Annotated in this window: 18 protein-coding genes; 4 read left to right on the forward strand and 14 right to left on the reverse strand. The window is 60.9% G+C overall.

What is annotated here, in order from left to right:
* Window positions 1–34: 34 nt before the first annotated feature.
* The 4 genes from HU727_RS20565 to HU727_RS20580 are packed head-to-tail and all read right to left on the reverse strand — an operon-like array spanning window position 35 to window position 3,953.
* Window positions 35–1,189 carry an ABC transporter ATP-binding protein gene (locus HU727_RS20565; protein WP_186533289.1) on the reverse strand — a complete coding sequence of 385 codons (1,155 nt, stop codon included), beginning with the start codon at window positions 1,187–1,189 and terminating at the stop codon, window positions 35–37.
* 17 nt (window positions 1,190–1,206) lie between these two features.
* A complete protein-coding gene (locus tag HU727_RS20570) occupies window positions 1,207–2,016 on the reverse strand; it encodes an ABC transporter permease (RefSeq protein ID WP_186533287.1) in 810 nt (269 codons plus the stop codon).
* Between the two features lie 6 nt (window positions 2,017–2,022).
* Window positions 2,023–2,943, reverse strand: coding sequence for an ABC transporter permease (locus tag HU727_RS20575; protein WP_437180428.1), 921 nt, complete (start codon window positions 2,941–2,943; stop codon window positions 2,023–2,025).
* Window positions 2,928–3,953, reverse strand: coding sequence for an ABC transporter substrate-binding protein (locus HU727_RS20580; RefSeq protein WP_186533286.1), 1,026 nt, complete (start codon window positions 3,951–3,953; stop codon window positions 2,928–2,930). The genes HU727_RS20575 and HU727_RS20580 overlap by 16 nt, the downstream gene beginning before the upstream one ends.
* Before the next feature lie 66 nt (window positions 3,954–4,019).
* On the opposite strand from HU727_RS20580, the gene HU727_RS20585 reads away from it, so the two are divergent.
* Window positions 4,020–4,280 carry a hypothetical protein gene (locus HU727_RS20585; protein ID WP_186533285.1) on the forward strand — a complete coding sequence of 87 codons (261 nt, stop codon included), beginning with the start codon at window positions 4,020–4,022 and terminating at the stop codon, window positions 4,278–4,280.
* A 91-nt stretch (window positions 4,281–4,371) separates the two neighbouring features.
* Here the strand turns inward: HU727_RS20585 and ribBA are convergent, their stop codons facing one another.
* On the reverse strand, window positions 4,372–5,481 hold the full coding sequence (gene ribBA, locus HU727_RS20590; protein WP_186533284.1) for a bifunctional 3,4-dihydroxy-2-butanone-4-phosphate synthase/GTP cyclohydrolase II: 1,110 nt from the start codon (window positions 5,479–5,481) through the stop codon (window positions 4,372–4,374).
* A 68-nt stretch (window positions 5,482–5,549) separates the two neighbouring features.
* Between ribBA and HU727_RS20595 the strand changes: the two genes are divergently transcribed.
* A complete protein-coding gene (locus HU727_RS20595) occupies window positions 5,550–5,846 on the forward strand; it encodes a DUF1330 domain-containing protein (protein WP_186533283.1) in 297 nt (98 codons plus the stop codon).
* A gap of 144 nt (window positions 5,847–5,990) precedes the next feature.
* Here the strand turns inward: HU727_RS20595 and HU727_RS20600 are convergent, their stop codons facing one another.
* From HU727_RS20600 to HU727_RS20630, 7 genes are all read right to left on the reverse strand, one after another.
* Window positions 5,991–6,554: an NUDIX hydrolase gene (locus tag HU727_RS20600; protein ID WP_186533282.1), complete on the reverse strand. Its 564-nt coding sequence runs from the start codon at window positions 6,552–6,554 to the stop codon at window positions 5,991–5,993.
* A gap of 1 nt (window position 6,555) precedes the next feature.
* Entirely contained in the window at window positions 6,556–7,320 is a 765-nt protein-coding gene (locus HU727_RS20605; RefSeq protein WP_186533281.1) for a GntR family transcriptional regulator, read from the reverse strand.
* A 58-nt stretch (window positions 7,321–7,378) separates the two neighbouring features.
* Entirely contained in the window at window positions 7,379–7,768 is a 390-nt protein-coding gene (locus HU727_RS20610) for a carboxymuconolactone decarboxylase family protein (RefSeq protein WP_027613073.1), read from the reverse strand.
* A 129-nt stretch (window positions 7,769–7,897) separates the two neighbouring features.
* The gene (locus HU727_RS20615) at window positions 7,898–8,383 is read right to left on the reverse strand and encodes a flavin reductase family protein (RefSeq protein WP_186533279.1); all 486 of its coding nucleotides are present in this window, start codon (window positions 8,381–8,383) and stop codon (window positions 7,898–7,900) included.
* Window positions 8,384–8,395: 12 nt separating this feature from the next.
* The gene (locus HU727_RS20620; RefSeq protein WP_186533278.1) at window positions 8,396–9,877 is read right to left on the reverse strand and encodes an aldehyde dehydrogenase; all 1,482 of its coding nucleotides are present in this window, start codon (window positions 9,875–9,877) and stop codon (window positions 8,396–8,398) included.
* Window positions 9,874–10,707 carry an alpha/beta fold hydrolase gene (locus tag HU727_RS20625; protein ID WP_186533276.1) on the reverse strand — a complete coding sequence of 278 codons (834 nt, stop codon included), beginning with the start codon at window positions 10,705–10,707 and terminating at the stop codon, window positions 9,874–9,876. The genes HU727_RS20620 and HU727_RS20625 overlap by 4 nt, the downstream gene beginning before the upstream one ends.
* A gap of 31 nt (window positions 10,708–10,738) precedes the next feature.
* Window positions 10,739–11,329, reverse strand: a complete 591-nt coding sequence (locus HU727_RS20630; RefSeq protein ID WP_186533275.1) for an amino acid synthesis family protein — start codon at window positions 11,327–11,329, stop codon at window positions 10,739–10,741.
* Window positions 11,330–11,790: 461 nt separating this feature from the next.
* On the opposite strand from HU727_RS20630, the gene HU727_RS20635 reads away from it, so the two are divergent.
* Complete coding sequence (locus HU727_RS20635; RefSeq protein WP_186533274.1) at window positions 11,791–12,834, forward strand: WD40/YVTN/BNR-like repeat-containing protein; 1,044 nt, start codon at window positions 11,791–11,793, stop codon at window positions 12,832–12,834.
* The gene (locus tag HU727_RS20640; protein WP_186533273.1) at window positions 12,831–15,215 is read left to right on the forward strand and encodes an efflux RND transporter permease subunit; all 2,385 of its coding nucleotides are present in this window, start codon (window positions 12,831–12,833) and stop codon (window positions 15,213–15,215) included. Before HU727_RS20635 ends, HU727_RS20640 begins: the two co-directional genes overlap by 4 nt.
* 181 nt (window positions 15,216–15,396) lie before the next feature.
* Here HU727_RS20640 and HU727_RS20645 read toward each other — a convergent pair whose 3' ends face one another.
* Window positions 15,397–16,116 (reverse strand): FadR/GntR family transcriptional regulator, encoded by a 720-nt coding sequence (locus tag HU727_RS20645; RefSeq protein ID WP_016775009.1) that lies wholly within the window; start codon window positions 16,114–16,116, stop codon window positions 15,397–15,399.
* Window positions 16,117–16,312: 196 nt separating this feature from the next.
* Window positions 16,313–18,049 carry an IlvD/Edd family dehydratase gene (locus HU727_RS20650; RefSeq protein WP_186533272.1) on the reverse strand — a complete coding sequence of 579 codons (1,737 nt, stop codon included), beginning with the start codon at window positions 18,047–18,049 and terminating at the stop codon, window positions 16,313–16,315.
* Window positions 18,050–18,213: the final 164 nt, after the last annotated feature.

Here is an 18,213-nt window from a genome sequence, read left to right on the forward strand (position 1 = left end):
CGCTCCCACAGGGGAATTTCAGTGGATTGGAAATTTAGTGAGCACCTGCAGCCTTGTTCAAATCGCTCTCGGTCCACTCGGTATAAACGCAAGCATCCGCAGTCGCCCAGCGGACCCGCACCGGATCCCCAGTCTTGAGGGGCATGCCCGCCGCCGACAGCGCCTTTACCGTCATCGCCGTCCCGCCCGAAGTCACCACGCTGCAGGTCTGGCTCTCCCCCAGAAACAGCACTTCGACAACCGTCGCTGAAACTTCATTCCAGCCCGCTGGCAATGGCTCATCCAGCGCCTCCTGCGCGCTCAACGCCAAGGCCTTCTCCGGCCTGACCATCAGTAACGCATCCTGATCGACCTGCAATCCAGCCGTCAGTCGAATCGACAAAGACTGCCTCTCAAAACTCGCCGCCGCATTGCCCTGGGCCTTGAGCTTGAGGAAGTTCGAGTTGCCCAGAAACGACGCCACGAAAGCATTCGGCGGATTCTGATAAAGGTCGTAACCGCTGCCCAGACCGACGATCTTGCCGTGACTGAAAATCGCGATGCGCTGCGACAGACGCATGGCTTCTTCCTGGTCATGCGTCACATAGACGATGGTGATGCCGAGGCGGCGATGCAGCTGGCGCAGTTCATCCTGCAGGTCTTCGCGAAGCTTCTTGTCCAGCGCACCCAGCGGTTCGTCCATCAGCAGAATGCGTGGCTCATAAACCAGCGCCCGCGCAATAGCGACGCGTTGCTGCTGGCCGCCCGACAGTTGAGAAGGGCGGCGATGGGCGAATTGTTCGAGCTGCACCAGTTTCAGCATCGCGTTGACGCGCTTGTCGCGTTCGGCGGCAGCCAGTTTGCGAATCGCCAGAGGGAAGGCGATGTTGTCGCGCACCGACAGGTGCGGAAACAGCGAATAACGCTGGAACACCATGCCGATGTCCCGCTTGTGCGGCGGTACGTTGACCAGCGATTGACCATTGACGAGGATCTCGCCGCTGCTCGGCGTTTCGAACCCGGCGAGCATCGACAGCGTGGTGCTTTTGCCCGAGCCGCTGGAGCCGAGGAACGTGAGGAATTCGCCGTCCTGGATGTCCAGCGAGATGTTGTCGACGGCGGCAAAGTCGCCGTAGTGCTTGTTCAGATTGCGCAGGCTGACCAGGGGTTTGTCGTTCTGCTTTGAAGCGTCTTTGATCACGGCACTCATGTCGTACTCCTGGGCGCTCAGGCGCTGATTTCGTTGCGCCGACGCACGGCGGCGGCGATCACCATGACCAACACCGACAGGCCGATCAGCAGCGTCGAAGCGACGGCGATCACCGGGGTCAGGTCCTGGCGCAGGGTGGTCCACATTTTCACGGGAAGGGTTTGCAGGGTCGGGCTGGCCATCATCACGCTGAGCACCACTTCATCCCACGAAACCAGAAAGGCGAAGAGGGCGCCGGCGACCATGCCTGGGCGAATCGCCGGGAACGTCACCTTGAACACCGCCTGCAATCGCGACGCGCCGCAGATCACCGCTGCGTCTTCAATCGACTGGTCGAACAGCTTCAGCGAATTGATGATCGAGATGATGGTGAACGGCAGCGCGACGATCACATGGCTGACGACGAAGGCGAACATCGTCCCGGTGTAACCGAGCTTGAGAAACAGCGCGTACACCGCCACGGCGATGATCACCAGCGGCACGATCATCGGCAGGGTGAACAGGCCGTAGAGCATTTCGCGGCCCGGAAAACGCCCGCGTACCAGGGCAAAAGCCGTCGGCAAACCGAGGGCCACCGCGCAGATCGTGGTCAGCACGGCGACCTTGAGGCTGGCGGCTGCGGCGCTCATCCATTCGGGGTTTGAAAAGAACTGGCCGTACCATTTCAGCGTCCAGCCCGGCGGCGGAAATACCAGCCACTGGGACGAGCCGAACGACAGCAGCACGATGAACACGATCGGCAATAGCAGGAACAAGCCGATCAGCCCGGTGGTGGCGTAGAGGCCGAAGCGCATGCGACGGCTCATGGCATTGGGAGTCAGGAGCATGTTGGCTTACCTCGCATTACTGGCGCCAACCGGAGATTCCGGCTGAAGCTTCAGGTAGAAGTAAAACAGCACCAGCGTGATCGCGATCAACAACGCGGCGCCGGCACTCGCCAGGCCCCAGTTGAGGAACGACTGCACCTGCTGAATGATGAATTCGGGCAGCATCATGTTCTGCGCGCCGCCGAGCAGGGCCGGGGTGACGTAGTAACCGAGCGACATCACGAACACCATCAGCCCGCCGGACGCCAGCCCCGGCCGACACAACGGCAGGAACACCCGGAAGAAATTGGTCCAGGGGCTGGCGCCGCAAATCGAGCCGGCCTGCAGGATCATCGGGTCGATGGCCTGCATGGTCGCCTGTAGCGGCAGCACGATGAACGGGATCATGATGTAGCTCATGCCGATCACCACGCCGGTCAGGTTGTGCACCATTTCCAGCGGCTGATCGATGATCCCCATCGCCATCAGGGCCTTGTTGATCACGCCCGAAGCCTGCAGCAACACCAGCCACGAATACGTGCGGGCAAGCAGGCTGGTCCACATCGACAGCAGCACGATGTTGAGAATCCAGCGACCCCAGCCACGCGGCACCAAGGTGATTGCCCACGCCAGCGGAAAGCCCAGCAACAGGCTGAACACCGTCACCAGCCCCGCCACCGAAAAGGTGTTGAGCAGCACCCGCGCATATGCGGAGTTGGCGAACAGTTGCTCATAGTTGCCGATGCCAGGCACGGGTTCGAGCACGCCGCGCAACAGCAGGCCAATCAACGGCGCCAGAAAGAACAGGCCGAGGAACAGCAGCGCCGGGGCGAGGTTGCCGGCGCCGCGCCAGCGTTGCTTGAGCGACGGGACGTGTTGCGCGACTGCCGACCCGGCAGCGCTGACGGCGGGCGCCGCTGGGGCCGCCATTTTCATTTGACCAGCCATTCGTTCCACCGTGTCGCGATGGCCGGACCGTTCTTGGCCCAGTACGCGAAATCAAGAGTGATCTGATCCTTGGCGTAAGCCGTCGGCAGGTTGGGAGCCAGCGTCGAATCCAGACGCTCCACACTGTCGAGGTTGACCGGGGCATAGGCGGTCAGGTTGGAGAAGTCGGCCTGGCCCTTGGCGCTGCTGGCGTTGGCCAGAAACTTCATCGCCGCGTCCTTGTTTTTCGCACCTTTGGGGATGACCAGGATGTCGGCCATGACCAGGTTCTGCTTCCAGCTCACGCCGACTGGCGCGCCGTCTTCCTGCAGCGCATGCACACGGCCATTCCAGAACTGGCCCATGCTCGCTTCACCGGACGCCAGCAACTGCTGCGACTGCGCACCGCCGCCCCACCAGACGATGTTTTTCTTGATGGTGTCGAGTTTTTTGAAGGCGCGGTCCAGATCCAGCGGGTAGAGCTTGTCGGCGGCTACACCGTCGGCCAGCAGCGCCAGTTCGAGTACGCCGGGGCTTGGCCATTTGTACAGGGCGCGTTTGCCGGGGTAGGTCTTGGTGTCGAACAGCGCGCTCCAGTCTTGCGGCTTGTTGGCGCCGAGTTTGCCTTCGTTGTAGCCGAGGACAAAGGAGAAGAAGAACGAGCCGACGCCGTGATCGCTGACGAAGCGCGGGTCGATCCGGTCGCGCTGAATGACGTTGAAATCGAGGGGTTCGAGCAGGCCTTCAGCCGCGGCGCGCAGTGCGAAATCGGCTTCGACATCGACCACATCCCATTGCACGTTGCCGCTTTCGACCATGGCCTTGAGTTTGCCGTAGTCGGTAGGGCCATCCTGCACAACGGTGATGCCGCTGGCCTTGCTGAACGGATCGGCCCAGGCCTGTTTCTGCGCTTGCTGGGTGCTTCCGCCCCAGCTGACAAAATTCACGCTCTCGGCAGCCATTGCAGCCTGGCCGGTAACGCTCAGCAGTCCCGCAAAAAAGATCGCGGTTGCAGCTTTGTTCAACACCATTTTTACGCCCTCATTGTTGTGTTTTTGAGCGGGCTTGCGTTGTTGCCCGCCTGACGGGAGCAGTAGATGGACGATTGGTTGGAGCGTCCGGTCTATGGAATATCATATTATGGTATTCCAAACTTTGTGCAAGCACTTTGCCGTACCGGTTATCTGGAGGCTGATGGTTTTTCACTTGAGAGATGTGTAGGAATTTTAGATCCAGCCCCTCACCCCAGCCCTCTCCCATTGGGAGAGGGGGAAAGGGAGCCGATCTTCGTGCTGTTCAAAATCGAGCTCGACTTGGTATTGGAAAGGGAGCTGATCTTCGTGCTGCTCAAAACCTGAGTTCGACTCGGTATTTCAGGTCGGCGTATAGCGGGCAAACACCTCGGTCGGCTCCCTCTCCCTCCGGGAGAGGGCTGGGGTGAGGGCAGCTTTACTCGGTGAACGGAATACTCTCGACCACTTCCAGGTCATACCCGGTCAACCCGGCGTACTTCAGCGGTGGCCCAAGATGCCGTAGCTTTCCAACTCCAAGGTTCTGCAGAATCTGCGCCCCGGTCCCGACCTCCGAGTAGATCCGCGACTGCGAGCGACTGAACTGCCGTGGCGGCTGGGTCAGTTGCGGCACGCGCTCCAGCAAGGCCTGCGACGACTCATGGTTGGCGAGCACCACTACAACGCCGTGACCTTCAGCCGCGACCCGTTGCAGCGCCGCCCACAACGTCCAGTTGCTCGGCCCGCTGTAGTCGGCGCCGACCAGATCCCGTAGCGGATCGATCACGTGCACACGCACCAGCGTCGGTTCTTCGCGGCGCAGATCGCCCATGACCATCGCCATGTGCACGCCGCCTTCGATGCGGTCTTCAAAAGTGATCAGGCGGAAGGTGCCATGCACTGTCGGCAATTCTCGTTCACCAATGCGTTCGATGGTGTGCTCGGTGCTCAGGCGATAGTGAATCAGGTCGGCGATGGTGCCGATCTTGATCCCGTGTTTGCGTGCAAACACTTCAAGATCCGGGCGGCGGGCCATGGTGCCGTCGTCGTTCATCACTTCGACGATTACAGAGGCCGGGGTGAAACCGGCAAGTCGCGCCAGATCGCAACCCGCTTCGGTATGACCGGCGCGGGTCAGCACGCCGCCTTCCTTGGCGCGCAGCGGGAAGACATGGCCGGGTTGCACCAGATCTTCGGCGCGGGCACTCGGCGCCACGGCGGCGGCAACGGTGCAGGCGCGATCAGCGGCGGAGATGCCCGTGGTCACGCCAACCGCCGCTTCAATCGACACGGTGAACGCGGTGCTGAAAGCGCTGCCATTGCTCGGCACCATTTGTTCCAGGCCCAGGCGCTGGCAATGTTCGTCGGTCAGCGTCAGGCAGATCAGGCCGCGCGCTTCACGGGCCATGAAGCTGATCGCCTCGGGCGTGCAGCGGTCGGCGGCCAGCAGCAGGTCGCCTTCGTTCTCGCGGTCTTCGTCATCGACCAGCAGGACCATTTTGCCGAGGCGATAATCTTCGATGATTTCTTCGATGCTGTTGAAGGCCATGCTGGACTCTCAGGGTTCGTTGGAAATATATTGGTATACCATAATACAGAATCAACAAAGAGGTCACTATGAAGGCGTACTGGATTGCCCATGTGGATATAGAAGATGCGCAGCACTACAGCCAATACACCGAGCGCGCACCGGCAGCCTTCGCCGAGTTCGGCGCAAGGTTCCTGGCCCGTGGCGGGCGCAGCGAAGCGATGGAGGGGCGGCAGACGCCGCAACGCAGTGTCGTGATCGAGTTCGAGAGCTACGACAAAGCCGTGGCGTGCTACCACTCGGCGGCGTACCAGGAGGCGAAGCGTTATCGCGAGGAATGGGCGAGGGCGGAAATCGTCATCGTCGAGGGTATTGCCCCGGTCTGAGCCACACTGATGATCGTTCCCACGCTCCGCGTGGGAATGCAGCAAGGGACGCTCCGCGTCCCAGAAGCCGACGCAGAGCGTCGAGGGACTGCATTCCCACGCGGAGCGTGGGAACGATCAACAAGGGTAGCGCAACGATGGAAATCAGCGCATGAAGTGAATCTTGCCGCTGTCGTCATTGCCCATGTAAATCCCGTACACCCCAGCCTGGCGCTCCTCGATATAGCGTTCAAGAATCTGCCGGATTGCCGGGTAGTAGATCTGTTCCCACGGAATGTCTTCAGGCGCGAAGAACTTGTAATCCATGGTCTCGGGCCCGAACTGCCCGGTTATCTCCAGGGCAATGGCGCGGAAGATGATGTACACCTCGCTGATCTTCGGCACGCTGAAGATCGAATACGGCGAGACGATCTCCGCCCGCACGCCGCTTTCTTCCCAGACTTCGCGCAACGCGGCCTGCTCGGTGGTTTCGCCGCTTTCCATGAAACCTGCCGGAAGCGTCCAGGTGCCCGGGCGCGGAGGGATCGCGCGCTGGCACAGCAGGTACTTGCCGTCCTGCTCGATGATGCAGCCGGCAATGATCTTCGGATTGACGTAGTGAATGTAGCCGCAGCCGCGACACATCAGGCGCTCGTGCGTATCGCCCGGCGGCCGTTGCTGACCGAGGTCAGGGCCGCCACATTTCGGGCAAAAGCTCGGGCTGAACACGTCAGTGACCTATGCGCGGTTCTTTCAGCGCAATGGGCAGGGTGATCGCCGGGGTGCCTTTGACGGCGACGCCGGTTTCTTCCTGTTTGCGCTTGAGGTAGTCGAGGGCCACGGCAGCCGCTGCGCGGACGTGATCGACACACGCCTGATGCGCCGCCAGTGGATCGCCGCTTTTGATCGCCTCGACCATTTTTTCCATCTCGTGGTTACTGGCGCCGCGACGGTTTTCCTGCGAGACCGACGTCGCGCGCAGATAGCTGATGCGCGCCTGCAGTTGCCGCAGCTGCGTGGCCGCGACATGGTTGCCCGACCCTTCGAGCAGCACGTCGTAGAACCCCTGCACCGAGTCGATCACCTGCTGCAGTTCGCCGTCCTTGAGCGCCTTGCGGTTCTCGTCGAGGGCTTTTTCCAGTGCCTTGATGTCCTTGGCCTTGGCGCGCAGGGTGAACAACTGGACGATCAGGCCTTCGAGCACGCAGCGCAGCTCATAGATATCGACGGCATCGGCCAGGGTAATGATCGCCACGCGCGGGCCCTTGGCGTCGGCGAACTCCACCAGGCCTTCGGACTCCAGGTGACGCAAGGCTTCGCGCACCGAGGTGCGGCTGACGCCCAGGCGATCGCACAGGTCGCGCTCGACCAGACGGTCGCCCGGCAGAAGCTGGAAGTTCATGATGGCGCTTCGCAGTTTATCCAGCACGATTTCGCGCAGCGTGACGGGGTTGCGATTGACCTTGAAGCTGTCGTCGAGTGGCAGGCGTTTCATGGGGTCCGCTCTTTAGGTTGGCTGTCCATGCCAGACGGGCATCAAAACAGCCGAGGGGTTAACTGGAGGCCTCGGCGTCGGCTTCGGCAAAGGCTTCACGGGCCAGCCGGAAACTGTCCACGGCCGCCGGGACGCCGCAATAAATGCCGACCTGAAGCAGAATTTCGCGTATTTGCTCACGACTCAGGCCGTTACGCAAGGCGCCACGCACATGCAGCTTGAGTTCATGCGGGCGGTTGAGCGCCGAGATCATCGCCAGGTTGATCATGCTGCGCTCCTTGAGCGACAGACCCTCGCGACCCCAGACATGGCCCCAGCAGTACTCGGTGACCATTTCCTGCAGCGGGCGGGTGAAGTCGTCGGCGTTGTCGATTGAACGCTGGACGTAAGCCTCGCCGAGCACCTGCGTGCGGATCTTCAAGCCTTTTTCGTACTTTTCGTTACTCATAATCTTTGCCTCACCTCAATCCCTGTGGGAGCTGGCTTGCCAGCGATAGCGATAGTCCAGTCAGCATTGATGTTGAATGTTCCGCCGTCATCGCTGGCAAACCAGCTCCCACAGGGTTTTGCATTGTTCTCAGGTCAGGGTGGGCAACGCACCCAGCTTGCCCTTGTGGTAAATCATCGGCGTCACCGGTTGCTCGGGCAGGATCAGGTGCTTCACCGCGCCGACGATAATCGCGTGGTCCCCGCCGTCGTATTCACGCCACAATTCGCACTCGATGATCGCTGTGGCCTTTGCCAGAATCGGGTTGCCCAGGTCGCTCAGGTGCCACTCGATGCCTTTGGCCTTTTCCTTGCCCTTGCCGGCGAACGCATAGGCTTCGGCCGTCTGGTCGGCGGAGAGCAAGTGGATCGCAAATTTCTTGCTGTCGCGCAATATCGGGTAAGTGTCGGAGGCGTAGTTGGGGCAGAACAGCACCAGCGCCGGATCGATCGACAGCGCACTGAAGGCACTGGCTGTGATGCCGACGATGCCGCCGTCCGGGTCGAGGGTGGTGACCACCGTGACGCCGGACGGGAACGAGCTCATGACGTCTTTGTAAATGCCGGGTTCGATCATTTCGCAGGACTCCTAGCGCATCACAAACGGATCAGGCATCGGCGCCTGAGAAAGGTTGATCCACACCGTTTTCAGTTCGGTGTAGGCCAGCACCGAATCGATGCCGCTTTCGCGTCCATAGCCACTGTTCTTGAAGCCGCCGATCGGCGCCATCGCCGACACTGCGCGGTAGGTGTTGACCCAGATAATCCCCGAGCGCACATCACGCGCCAGACGATGGGCGCGCCCCAGATCGCGAGTCCAGATACCGGCCGCGAGGCCGAACTGCGAGTCATTGGCGATGGCCAGCGCTTCGGCTTCATCCTTGAAACGAATCACCGACGCCACCGGGCCGAAGACTTCTTCCTGCATGATCTTCATCGAATTGCGGTCGCACTCGAACAGCGTCGGCTCGTAGAACCAGCCCTCGCCGAGGCCGGCAGGGCGCTTGCCGCCAGTGCGCAGCCGGGCCCCTTCGGCGATGGCATCAGCGACCAGACCTTCGACCACGGCCAGTTGCTGGGCCGTGGCCATCGGCCCCATCTCGCTGTGGTCTTCCTGCGGGTTGCCGATGCGGATGCGTTGGGCGCGTTCAACCAGTCGATTGACGAATTCGTCATAGATTTCATCCTGCACCAGCAAGCGCGAGCCGGACACGCAACTCTGGCCGGACGCCGCATAAATGCCGGCAATCGCGCCGTTGATCGCACTGTCGAGGTCAGCGTCGGCGAAGATGATGTTCGGCGACTTGCCGCCCAACTCCAGCGAGAGTTTGGCGAAGTTTTCGGCGCTGCTGCGCACCACGTGACGCGCCGTCGCTGCGCCGCCGGTAAAGGCGATCTTGCGAATCAGCGGATGACGGGTGAGGGCGGCGCCGGTGCTCGGGCCGTAACCCGTGACGACGTTGACCACGCCCGGCGGAATGCCGGCTTCAAGGGCCAGACGTGCCAGTTCCAGAATGGTCGCCGAAGCGTGCTCGGACGGTTTGATCACAATCGTGTTGCCGGCGGCGAGGGCCGGGGCCAGTTTGATTGCGGTCAGATAAAGCGGGCTGTTCCATGGGATGATCGCGGCGACCACGCCCATGGCTTCGTGCACGGTGTAGGCAAACAGATCAGGCTTGTCCAGCGGCAGCGTGCCGCCCTCGAGCTTGTCGGCCAGGCCTGCGGTGTAGTGGAAAAACTCCGGCAGGTAACTGACCTGACCGCGCGTTTCGCGGATCAGCTTGCCGTTGTCGCGGCTTTCCAGTTGCGCCAGGTGCTCCTTGTTTTCAGCAATCAGGTCACCGAGACGCCGTAGCAGTTTGCCCCGCGCGGTGGCGGTGAGGTCGCGCCACGCCGGGCCGTCAAAAGCGGTTTGTGCCGCTTGCACGGCGCGTTCGACGTCCGCTTCATCCGCGTCGGGCAGTTCGGCCCAGGCTTGCGCCGAGGCCGGGTTGAGGCTTTCGAAAGTCTTGCCGGAGAGGGCATCGACCCACTCTCCGCCGATGCACATCTGGAAGCGTGCGAGTGTCATGCAACGATCCCCTTTATATGGTTTTGTCGGGCGTGTGCGAATTGGAGAAATTCCAGCAGCGTCTGATTGACCAGACGCGGCGACTCTACCGGCATCATATGCCGTTGCTCGGGCAGCACGGCAACCTTCGCACCGGGGATGCGTCGGGCCAGTTGCTCGGCCATTTCCGGGGTCGAACCCGGGTCGAGTTCGCCGGTGGCGATCAGCGTCGGCGCCTGAATGCTGCTCAGGTCGTCGGCGCGGTACATGTCTTGAGTGGCAAACAACTCGTAAGTGGTCAGGTAACCCTGCGGATCGTTATTGGCCAGGGTCTGGCGCAATGCAGCGATCTGCGCCGGGTTGGCCGCCTGATATTCGCGGCTGAACCAGCGCGAGAGCGCGGCTTCGGCGTTGGCATCCGGGCCATGCTCGGCGGCCTGCGCGGTACGGGCAATGACGCCGGCACGCTGTTCTTCGCTGCGATTGAACACGCTGTTCAGGACCACCAGGCTTTGCAGGCGCTGCGGGTAGTGCAGGGCGAAGGCCCGTGCGACCAGACCGCCCATGGAGAACCCGATCACCGCTGCCTGGGGCAGATTCAGGTGGTCGAGCAGCTCCAGCAACTGATCGGCGTAACCGAGCAAATCGGTACCCGCGGCCGGGCGTGGGCTGGCGCCATGACCGAGCATGTCGTAGGCGATCACCTGATACTGACTGGCGAGGCCGACAATCTGCCCGCCCCACATTTCTTTGTTCAGGCCCACGCCGTGGATCAAGACCACGGGCTGGCCTTGGCCGGTCGCCAGGTAACTGGTGCCAGCCGGGGTGAGTTCAGCGGTGAGCCGAATCATGGAGCGCTCCTGCAATGCCTTTTTATTGTGATTACTGGGCTTTTTCGGCGGCCAGTTCTTCCAGATCGATGTAACGGTTGCCGATGCGCGGGTGCAGGCGACCACCGTCGGCGCAACCGAGCACGACGACGATTTCGTCGGCACGCGGCGCGTCTTCGATCTGCATTTCCAGGGTGATGTAGTGCGAACGCAGGCCCTCGTCGTCCTTGTGCATCATCGGGATCTGAATCGAGGTGCCAGGGCCACCGCGCTTGTTGGTGAAGCTCAGGTAGCTCTTGGCTTTTACCGCTTCGCGATAGTGGTTGCCGAAGCGCAAGGTGTGGATCACCGCCGACGCGTGCTCAATCTCGCCATCGGCGCCGACTACCGCAGCTTTGCCGTACGCCTCGATCTTCTCGGCGCCGCCAATAATGCCGACCAGACGCTCGACCATCATCGCGCCGAGGTCCGAGCAGTTGGCACGGATCTGCGGCTTGAGATCGTCCACAAAACCGTTGCCCACCCAAGGATTCTTCATCACTACGGCGAGGCCGACCATGGTCACCGGCGTGTCAGTGGCTTTGCCGCCTTCGATGAAGGTTTCTTCGACATAGCTGACGATCTTGCGAATTTCGAAACTCATGAGCTGCTCCGTTGGGGGATTGAGAGTGTCTGTGCGTCTGATGGTATACCATAATACCGATCGTGCAAGTCCCCCTCGAAAGATTTGCCGTATCCATCCGGCGAATGGCGCCGCATTCACTGACAACCACAAATACCAAGACCACCCCAACCCCTGTGGGAGCGAGCCTGCTCGCGAAGGCGGTGGGTCAGCCAATAAACAGGGTGACTGGTACATCGCATTCGCGAGCAGGCTCGCTCCCACAAGGGAATTCATCTGTTACAGGGAGCTGCTTTCGGTTAACAAAAGATAACGTGGCGCCGATTGTCAGACATTTGCAAAGCCCGATAGGATGAGCCAGCTTCCGAAGGGGCTCTGGGTTGCGGGTTTCAGGACTATGCTTCTGACCTGCCATCACCCGAGAACCCTTGCGGCGCCCTTGAAGGCTTGATGGCCCAACAATAATAAATAGGGGAAGGTCTATGAGTCGTTGCCGCCCGCCGGCGTTACGCAACACCGCGTTGCTGGTCACAGCACTTTCGCTGTTGGGCTTTGCCACGTTATCGGCGCCTGTCATGGCAGCCGAGGCCCCGGCTGACGGGGTCTATGCCACCGAATCGGCCAAGGCCGCAAAAAGCTTGATTCTCGATGTCGTCCACGCTGGCGCGCGCCTGGTCGCGGTCGGGGATCGCGGGCACATCGTCTATTCCGACGACCAGGGCAAGACCTGGACCCAGGCCAAAGTGCCAACCCGGCAACTGCTGACCGCCGTGTACTTCGTCGACGACAAACATGGCTGGGCGGTCGGGCATGACGCACAGATTCTCGCCAGCGCAGACGGCGGTCTGACCTGGACCAAACAGTTTGAAGACCTCAAACGCGAATCGCCGCTGCTCGACGTCTGGTTCAAGGATGCCAACAGCGGCTTTGCCGTGGGCGCTTACGGCACGCTGCTGGAAACCACCGACGGCGGCAAAAACTGGGAAGACGTCAGCGATCGCCTCGATAACGAAGACCAGTTCCACCTCAACGCCATTGCCGCCGTAAAGGACGCCGGGCTGTTTATCGTCGGTGAGTCGGGCAGCATGTTTCGCTCCGCCGATGAAGGCCAGACCTGGGAAAAGCTCGAAGGCCCGTACGAAGGCTCGCTGTTCGGTGTGATCGGCACGGCGCAAGCGCAGACCCTGCTGGCTTACGGCCTGCGCGGCAACCTCTACCGTTCGACCGATTTCGGCAGCACATGGGAACAGGTCGAGCTCAAAGCCGCGCGCGGGGCGCTGGAATTCGGCCTGTCCGGCGGCACGCTGCTCGAAGACGGCTCGATTGTCATCGTCGGCAACGGCGGCTCGGTGATCAGCAGCAGTGACAATGGCGAAACCTTCAGCGTGTTCAACCGCCCGGATCGCATTTCGCTGTCGTCGGTCACCGCCGCCGGCAACGGCAACCTGATTTTGACCGGGCAGGGTGGTTTGCACATCACCCTGCCAAACGGTGCCGAGACCCATAACAAGAAGGCGGGGCTATGACTTCCTTGAGCACTCATCATCAGGACAAGGCGACGTTCCTCGAACGCCTCATCTTCAACAACCGCCCGGCCGTGATTCTGATCTGCCTGGTGGTGAGCATTTTCCTGTTCTGGCAGGCGACGCTGATCCGGCCTTCCACCAGTTTCGAAAAAATGATCCCGCTGCAGCACCCCTTCATCGAGAAGATGATGGAACACCGCAACGATCTGGCGAACCTGGGCAACACCGTGCGCATCTCGGTGGAGGCCACCGACGGCGACATCTTCTCCAAGGAGTACATGGAGACCCTGCGCCAGATCAACGACGAAGTGTTCTACATTTCCGGCGTCGATCGCTCCGGCCTGAAGTCATTGTGGAGCCCGAGCGTACGCTGGACCGAAGTGACCGAGGAGGGTTTCGCTGGCGGCGAAGTGATTCCGCAGAGTTACAACGGCTCCCAGGACAGCCTCGATCTGTTGCGCAACAACGTGCTCAAGTCCGGGCAGGTCGGGCGTCTGGTCGCCAACGACTTCAAGTCGAGCATCGTCGACATTCCGCTGCTGGAGTCCTACCCGGATCCGCAGGATCAGGGCAAGTTGCTGGCGCTGGACTACCGCAAGTTCTCCCATGAACTTGAAGACAAGATCCGCAACAAGTTCGAAGCGCAGAACCCCAACATCAAGATCCATATCGTCGGTTTCGCCAAGAAGGTCGGTGACCTGATCGACGGTCTGGTGATGGTGGTGCTGTTCTTCGGCATCGCCTTCGTCATCACCCTGATCCTGCTACTGTGGTTCACCAACTGCCTGCGCAGCACCATTGCGGTGTTGAGCACGACGTTGGTGGCGGTGGTCTGGCAGCTCGGGCTGATGCACTTCTTTGGCTTCGGGCTTGATCCTTATTCGATGCTGGTGCCGTTCCTGATTTTCGCCATCGGCATTTCCCACGGCGTGCAGAAGATCAACGGTATCGCGCTGCAATCCAGTGAAGCCGACAATGCCCTGACTGCGGCACGACGCACGTTCCGGCAACTGTTTCTGCCGGGAATGATCGCGATTCTTGCCGATGCGGTGGGCTTCATTACGCTGCTGATCATCGACATCGGTGTGATCCGTGAGCTGGCTATCGGCGCGTCCATCGGCGTGGCGGTGATCGTGTTCACCAACCTGATCCTGCTGCCGGTTGCGATTTCCTACGTGGGTATCAGCAAGCGCGCGATTGCCAAGAGCAAGAAAGACGCGAACCGCGAGCACCCGTTCTGGCGCCTGCTGTCAAACTTCGCCAGCCCGAAAGTCGCACCGATCTCCGTGGCTCTCGCGCTCGTCGCCTTCGGTGGCGGCCTTTGGTACAGCCAGAACCTGAAAATCGGCGACCTCGATCAAGGCGCGCCGGAACTGCGTCCGGACTCGCGCTACAACAAGGACAACAACTTCATCATCAGCAATTACTCGACCAGTTCCGACGTGCTGGTGGTGATGGTCAAGACCAAGGCCGAAGGCTGCTCGCGCTACGAAGCCATGGCACCGATTGATCAGTTGATGTGGAAGATGCAGAACACCGAGGGCGTGCAGTCGGCGATCTCGCTGGTGACCGTGTCCAAGCAGATGATCAAGGGCATGAACGAGGGCAACCTGAAATGGGAAACCCTGTCGCGCAACCCTGACGTGCTGAACAACTCGATCGCCCGCGCCGACGGCTTGTACAACAACAGTTGCTCGTTGGCGCCGGTGCTGGTTTTCCTAAACGATCACAAGGCTGAAACCCTTGATCGCGCAGTGCATGCGGTGCAGGAGTTCGCCAAGGAGAACAACAAGGACGGCCTGGAATTCATCCTCGCCGCCGGTAACGCGGGGATCGAAGCGGCCACCAACGAAGTCATCAAACAGGCTGAGCTGACCATCCTGATTCTGGTCTACATCTGTGTGGCGGTGATGTGCATGATCACTTTCCGCTCGTGGGCGGCGACTCTGTGCATTGTGCTGCCGCTGGTGCTCACCTCCGTACTCGGCAACGCCCTGATGGCGTTCATGGGCATTGGCGTGAAAGTGGCGACCTTGCCGGTGGTGGCGCTGGGTGTGGGGATTGGTGTCGACTACGGCATTTATATCTACAGCCGCCTGGAAAGTTTCTTGCGTGCCGGTCTGCCGTTGCAGGAAGCCTATTACCAGACCCTGAAATCCACTGGTAAAGCCGTGCTGTTCACGGGTTTGTGCCTGGCGATCGGCGTGTGCACCTGGATCTTCTCGGCCATCAAGTTCCAAGCCGACATGGGCCTGATGCTGACCTTCATGCTCCTGTGGAACATGTTCGGTGCGCTGTGGCTGCTGCCGGCGCTGGCGAAGTTCCTGATCAAGCCGGAGAAACTGGCGGGGCAGAAGGGCAATTCGCTGTTTGCGCACTGATCCCATAGCCTGAAATGACAAAGCCGCGACCTTGAGGGGTTGCGGCTTTTTCATTTTTGAACCAGGCGCCGATTCCCTGTGGGAGCGAGCCTGCTCGCGAAGGCAGAGTGTAAGACAGCACAAATGTCACAGCCAGACCGATTTCGCGAGCAGGCTCGCTCCCACAGGCCGATCTTCAGCGCTAAGTGAGCTCAGCGCCAAGCACCACACTCAACGCACTACGCGCATCATCCAGCTGCACCAACGTGGCATGCCGGGCGCCCAGGGCATCGCGGTTCTCGATGGCGGTCAGAATCGCCTTGTGCCGTGGCAGCGCCAGTTCATGCAGATTCGGCCGCTGGTTGGAATGCTTCAACGCTTCGGCAATCGCCACCGCGAGCATATTGCACAGGTTCGCCAGCAAATCGTTGTGCGTCGCATCGGCGATCCGGCTGTGGAAATCCAGGTCCGGTTGCAGCAACGCTTCCGGCGTCGGCGCGGCTTCCATGCGTTGATAGGCTTCGTTGATGGCGGCGATGTCGGCGTCGGTCGCATGCTGAGCGGCGAGGGCGGCGGCGGCCGGTTCGATGATGCTGCGCACGCTGGTCAGCACATTGAAGAATTCATTCTGCGGGCTGCTTTGCATCAGCCAGTGCAGGACGTCAGGGTCGAGCATGTGCCATTCGCGGCGGGCCTTGACCACCGTGCCCACGCGCGGTTTTGAATACACCAGACCCTTGGCCACCAGTACCCGCGTAGCCTCACGCAACACCGGCCGGCTGACCGCGTATTCCTCGCAGAGCAGGGCTTCGGCAGGCAGTTTGTCGTCGGGCAAAAAACGTCCGGAGACGATCTGCATGCCCAGTTCCTGGACGATGCGCGAATGCATGCTTTTACGGTCGGAGGGTTTGCGGTAATCCATGGGGAGTGGCGCGATCCTGATCGATGGAGATGCCGCGCATCATAGCAGGCACGGCACAATCTTGAGGCGAGCAATGATCGTTCCCACGCTCTGCGTGGGAATGCCTCAAGGGACGCTCCGCGTTCCAGCTCTGAAAGGGACGCGGAGCGCCCCGGGCTGCGTTCCTTTGCTGCGCGTGGGAACGATCGGTGGGGTGTTAGTGAGAGTGACGCGGCACTTCCGCCCCGCGGCAACCCACCAGGAAGTCAAAGTCACAACCCTGATCCGCCTGCAGCACGTGGTCGATGTACAGCTGACGATAACCACCCACCAGCAATTGCGGCGGCGCTTGCAGATCCGCCATGCGCGCTGCCAGTTCGGCATCCGGAATGTCCAGATGCAGACGGCCGCTGGCGCAATCGAGTTCGATCCAGTCGCCTTCTTTCACGGCCGCCAAAGGTCCACCCGCTGCGGCTTCCGGGGCAACGTGCAAGACCACCGTGCCGTACGCCGTGCCGCTCATCCGCGCATCGGAAATGCGCACCATATCGGTCACACCCTGCGCCAGCAGCTTGGCCGGCAAGCCCATGTTGCCGACTTCGGCCATGCCCGGATAACCCTTCGGCCCGCAGTTCTTCATGACCAGAATCGAGTTGGCGTCCACGTCCAGCTCCGGATCATTGATCCGCGCCTTGTACATGTCAAAGTTCTCGAACACCACCGCACGGCCACGATGCTGCATCAGTTCGGCGGTCGCGGCGGACGGCTTGAGCACAGCGCCCAGCGGCGCCAGGTTGCCACGCAACACACAAATGCCGCCGTCGGCCCGGATCGGATTGTCGAGGGTGCGGATCACTTCGTCTTCGCCATAGATCGGTGCATCTTTGGTGTTCTCGCCGATCGACTTGCCGTTCACGGTCAGCGCGTCAGGGTTGGGAATCAGATTCGCCTCGCCGAGGCGACGCAGCAGCGCCGGCAGACCACCCGCGTAATAGAACTCTTCCATCAGGAAACGCCCCGACGGTTGCAGGTCGACGATGGTCGGCATGCCGCGACCGATGCGGGTCCAGTCATCCAGATCCAGCTCGACGCCAATGCGCCCGGCGATGGCTTTCAAGTGAATCACCGCATTGGTCGAACCGCCGATGGCAGCGTTGACACGAATGGCGTTTTCGAACGCTTCCTTGGTGAGGATTTTTGACAGTTTCAGGTCTTCGCGAACCATCTCCACAGCACGCATGCCGGACATGTGCGCCAGCACGTAACGTCGCGCATCGACTGCCGGAATTGCCGCGTTGTGCGGCAGCGAAGTGCCGAGGGCTTCAGCCATGCAAGCCATGGTCGACGCGGTGCCCATGGTGTTGCAGGTGCCGGCCGAACGCGACATGCCGCCCTCGGCCGCGAGGAAATCGTCAATGGTGATGGTGCCGGCCTTGACCTGTTCGCTCAGTTGCCAGACCACGGTGCCGGAGCCGATGTCCTTGCCCTTGTGCTTGCCATTGAGCATCGGCCCGCCGGTGACAACGATCGCCGGCACATCGCAACTGGCCGCGCCCATCAGCAGCGCCGGGGTGGTTTTGTCGCAGCCGGTCAGCAGCACCACGCCGTCGATCGGGTTGCCGCGAATCGCTTCTTCAACGTCCATGCTCGCCAGGTTGCGGGTGAGCATGGCAGTCGGGCGCAAATTGGATTCACCGTTGGAGAACACCGGGAATTCCACCGGAAAGCCACCGGCCTCGATCACCCCGCGTTTGACGTGCTCCGCAATCTGGCGGAAGTGCGCGTTGCACGGGGTCAGTTCCGACCAGGTATTGCAGATGCCGATAATTGGCTTGCCGTGGAACTGATGGTCGGCGATGCCCTGATTCTTCATCCAGCTGCGGTACATGAAGCCGTTTTTGTCGGCCGTGCCAAACCATTGGGCGGAGCGCAGGGTGGGTTTCTTATCAGACATGATCGATTCTCTTATTGTAAGACTATTGTTTGCGAGCTGACGCTTAATCTAAGCTCAAAATCGTGGCTTTGGAAGAGTTGTTGGGTAATTAGTATTACTATATAGTCGTTTTCGACGGAGGGTTGGCCCTGGCTGTTTTGGCGAGAGGCGTCCCCCGAGGTTCT

This window comes from Pseudomonas khorasanensis (assembly GCF_014268505.2).
Lineage (GTDB): Bacteria > Pseudomonadota > Gammaproteobacteria > Pseudomonadales > Pseudomonadaceae > Aquipseudomonas > Aquipseudomonas khorasanensis.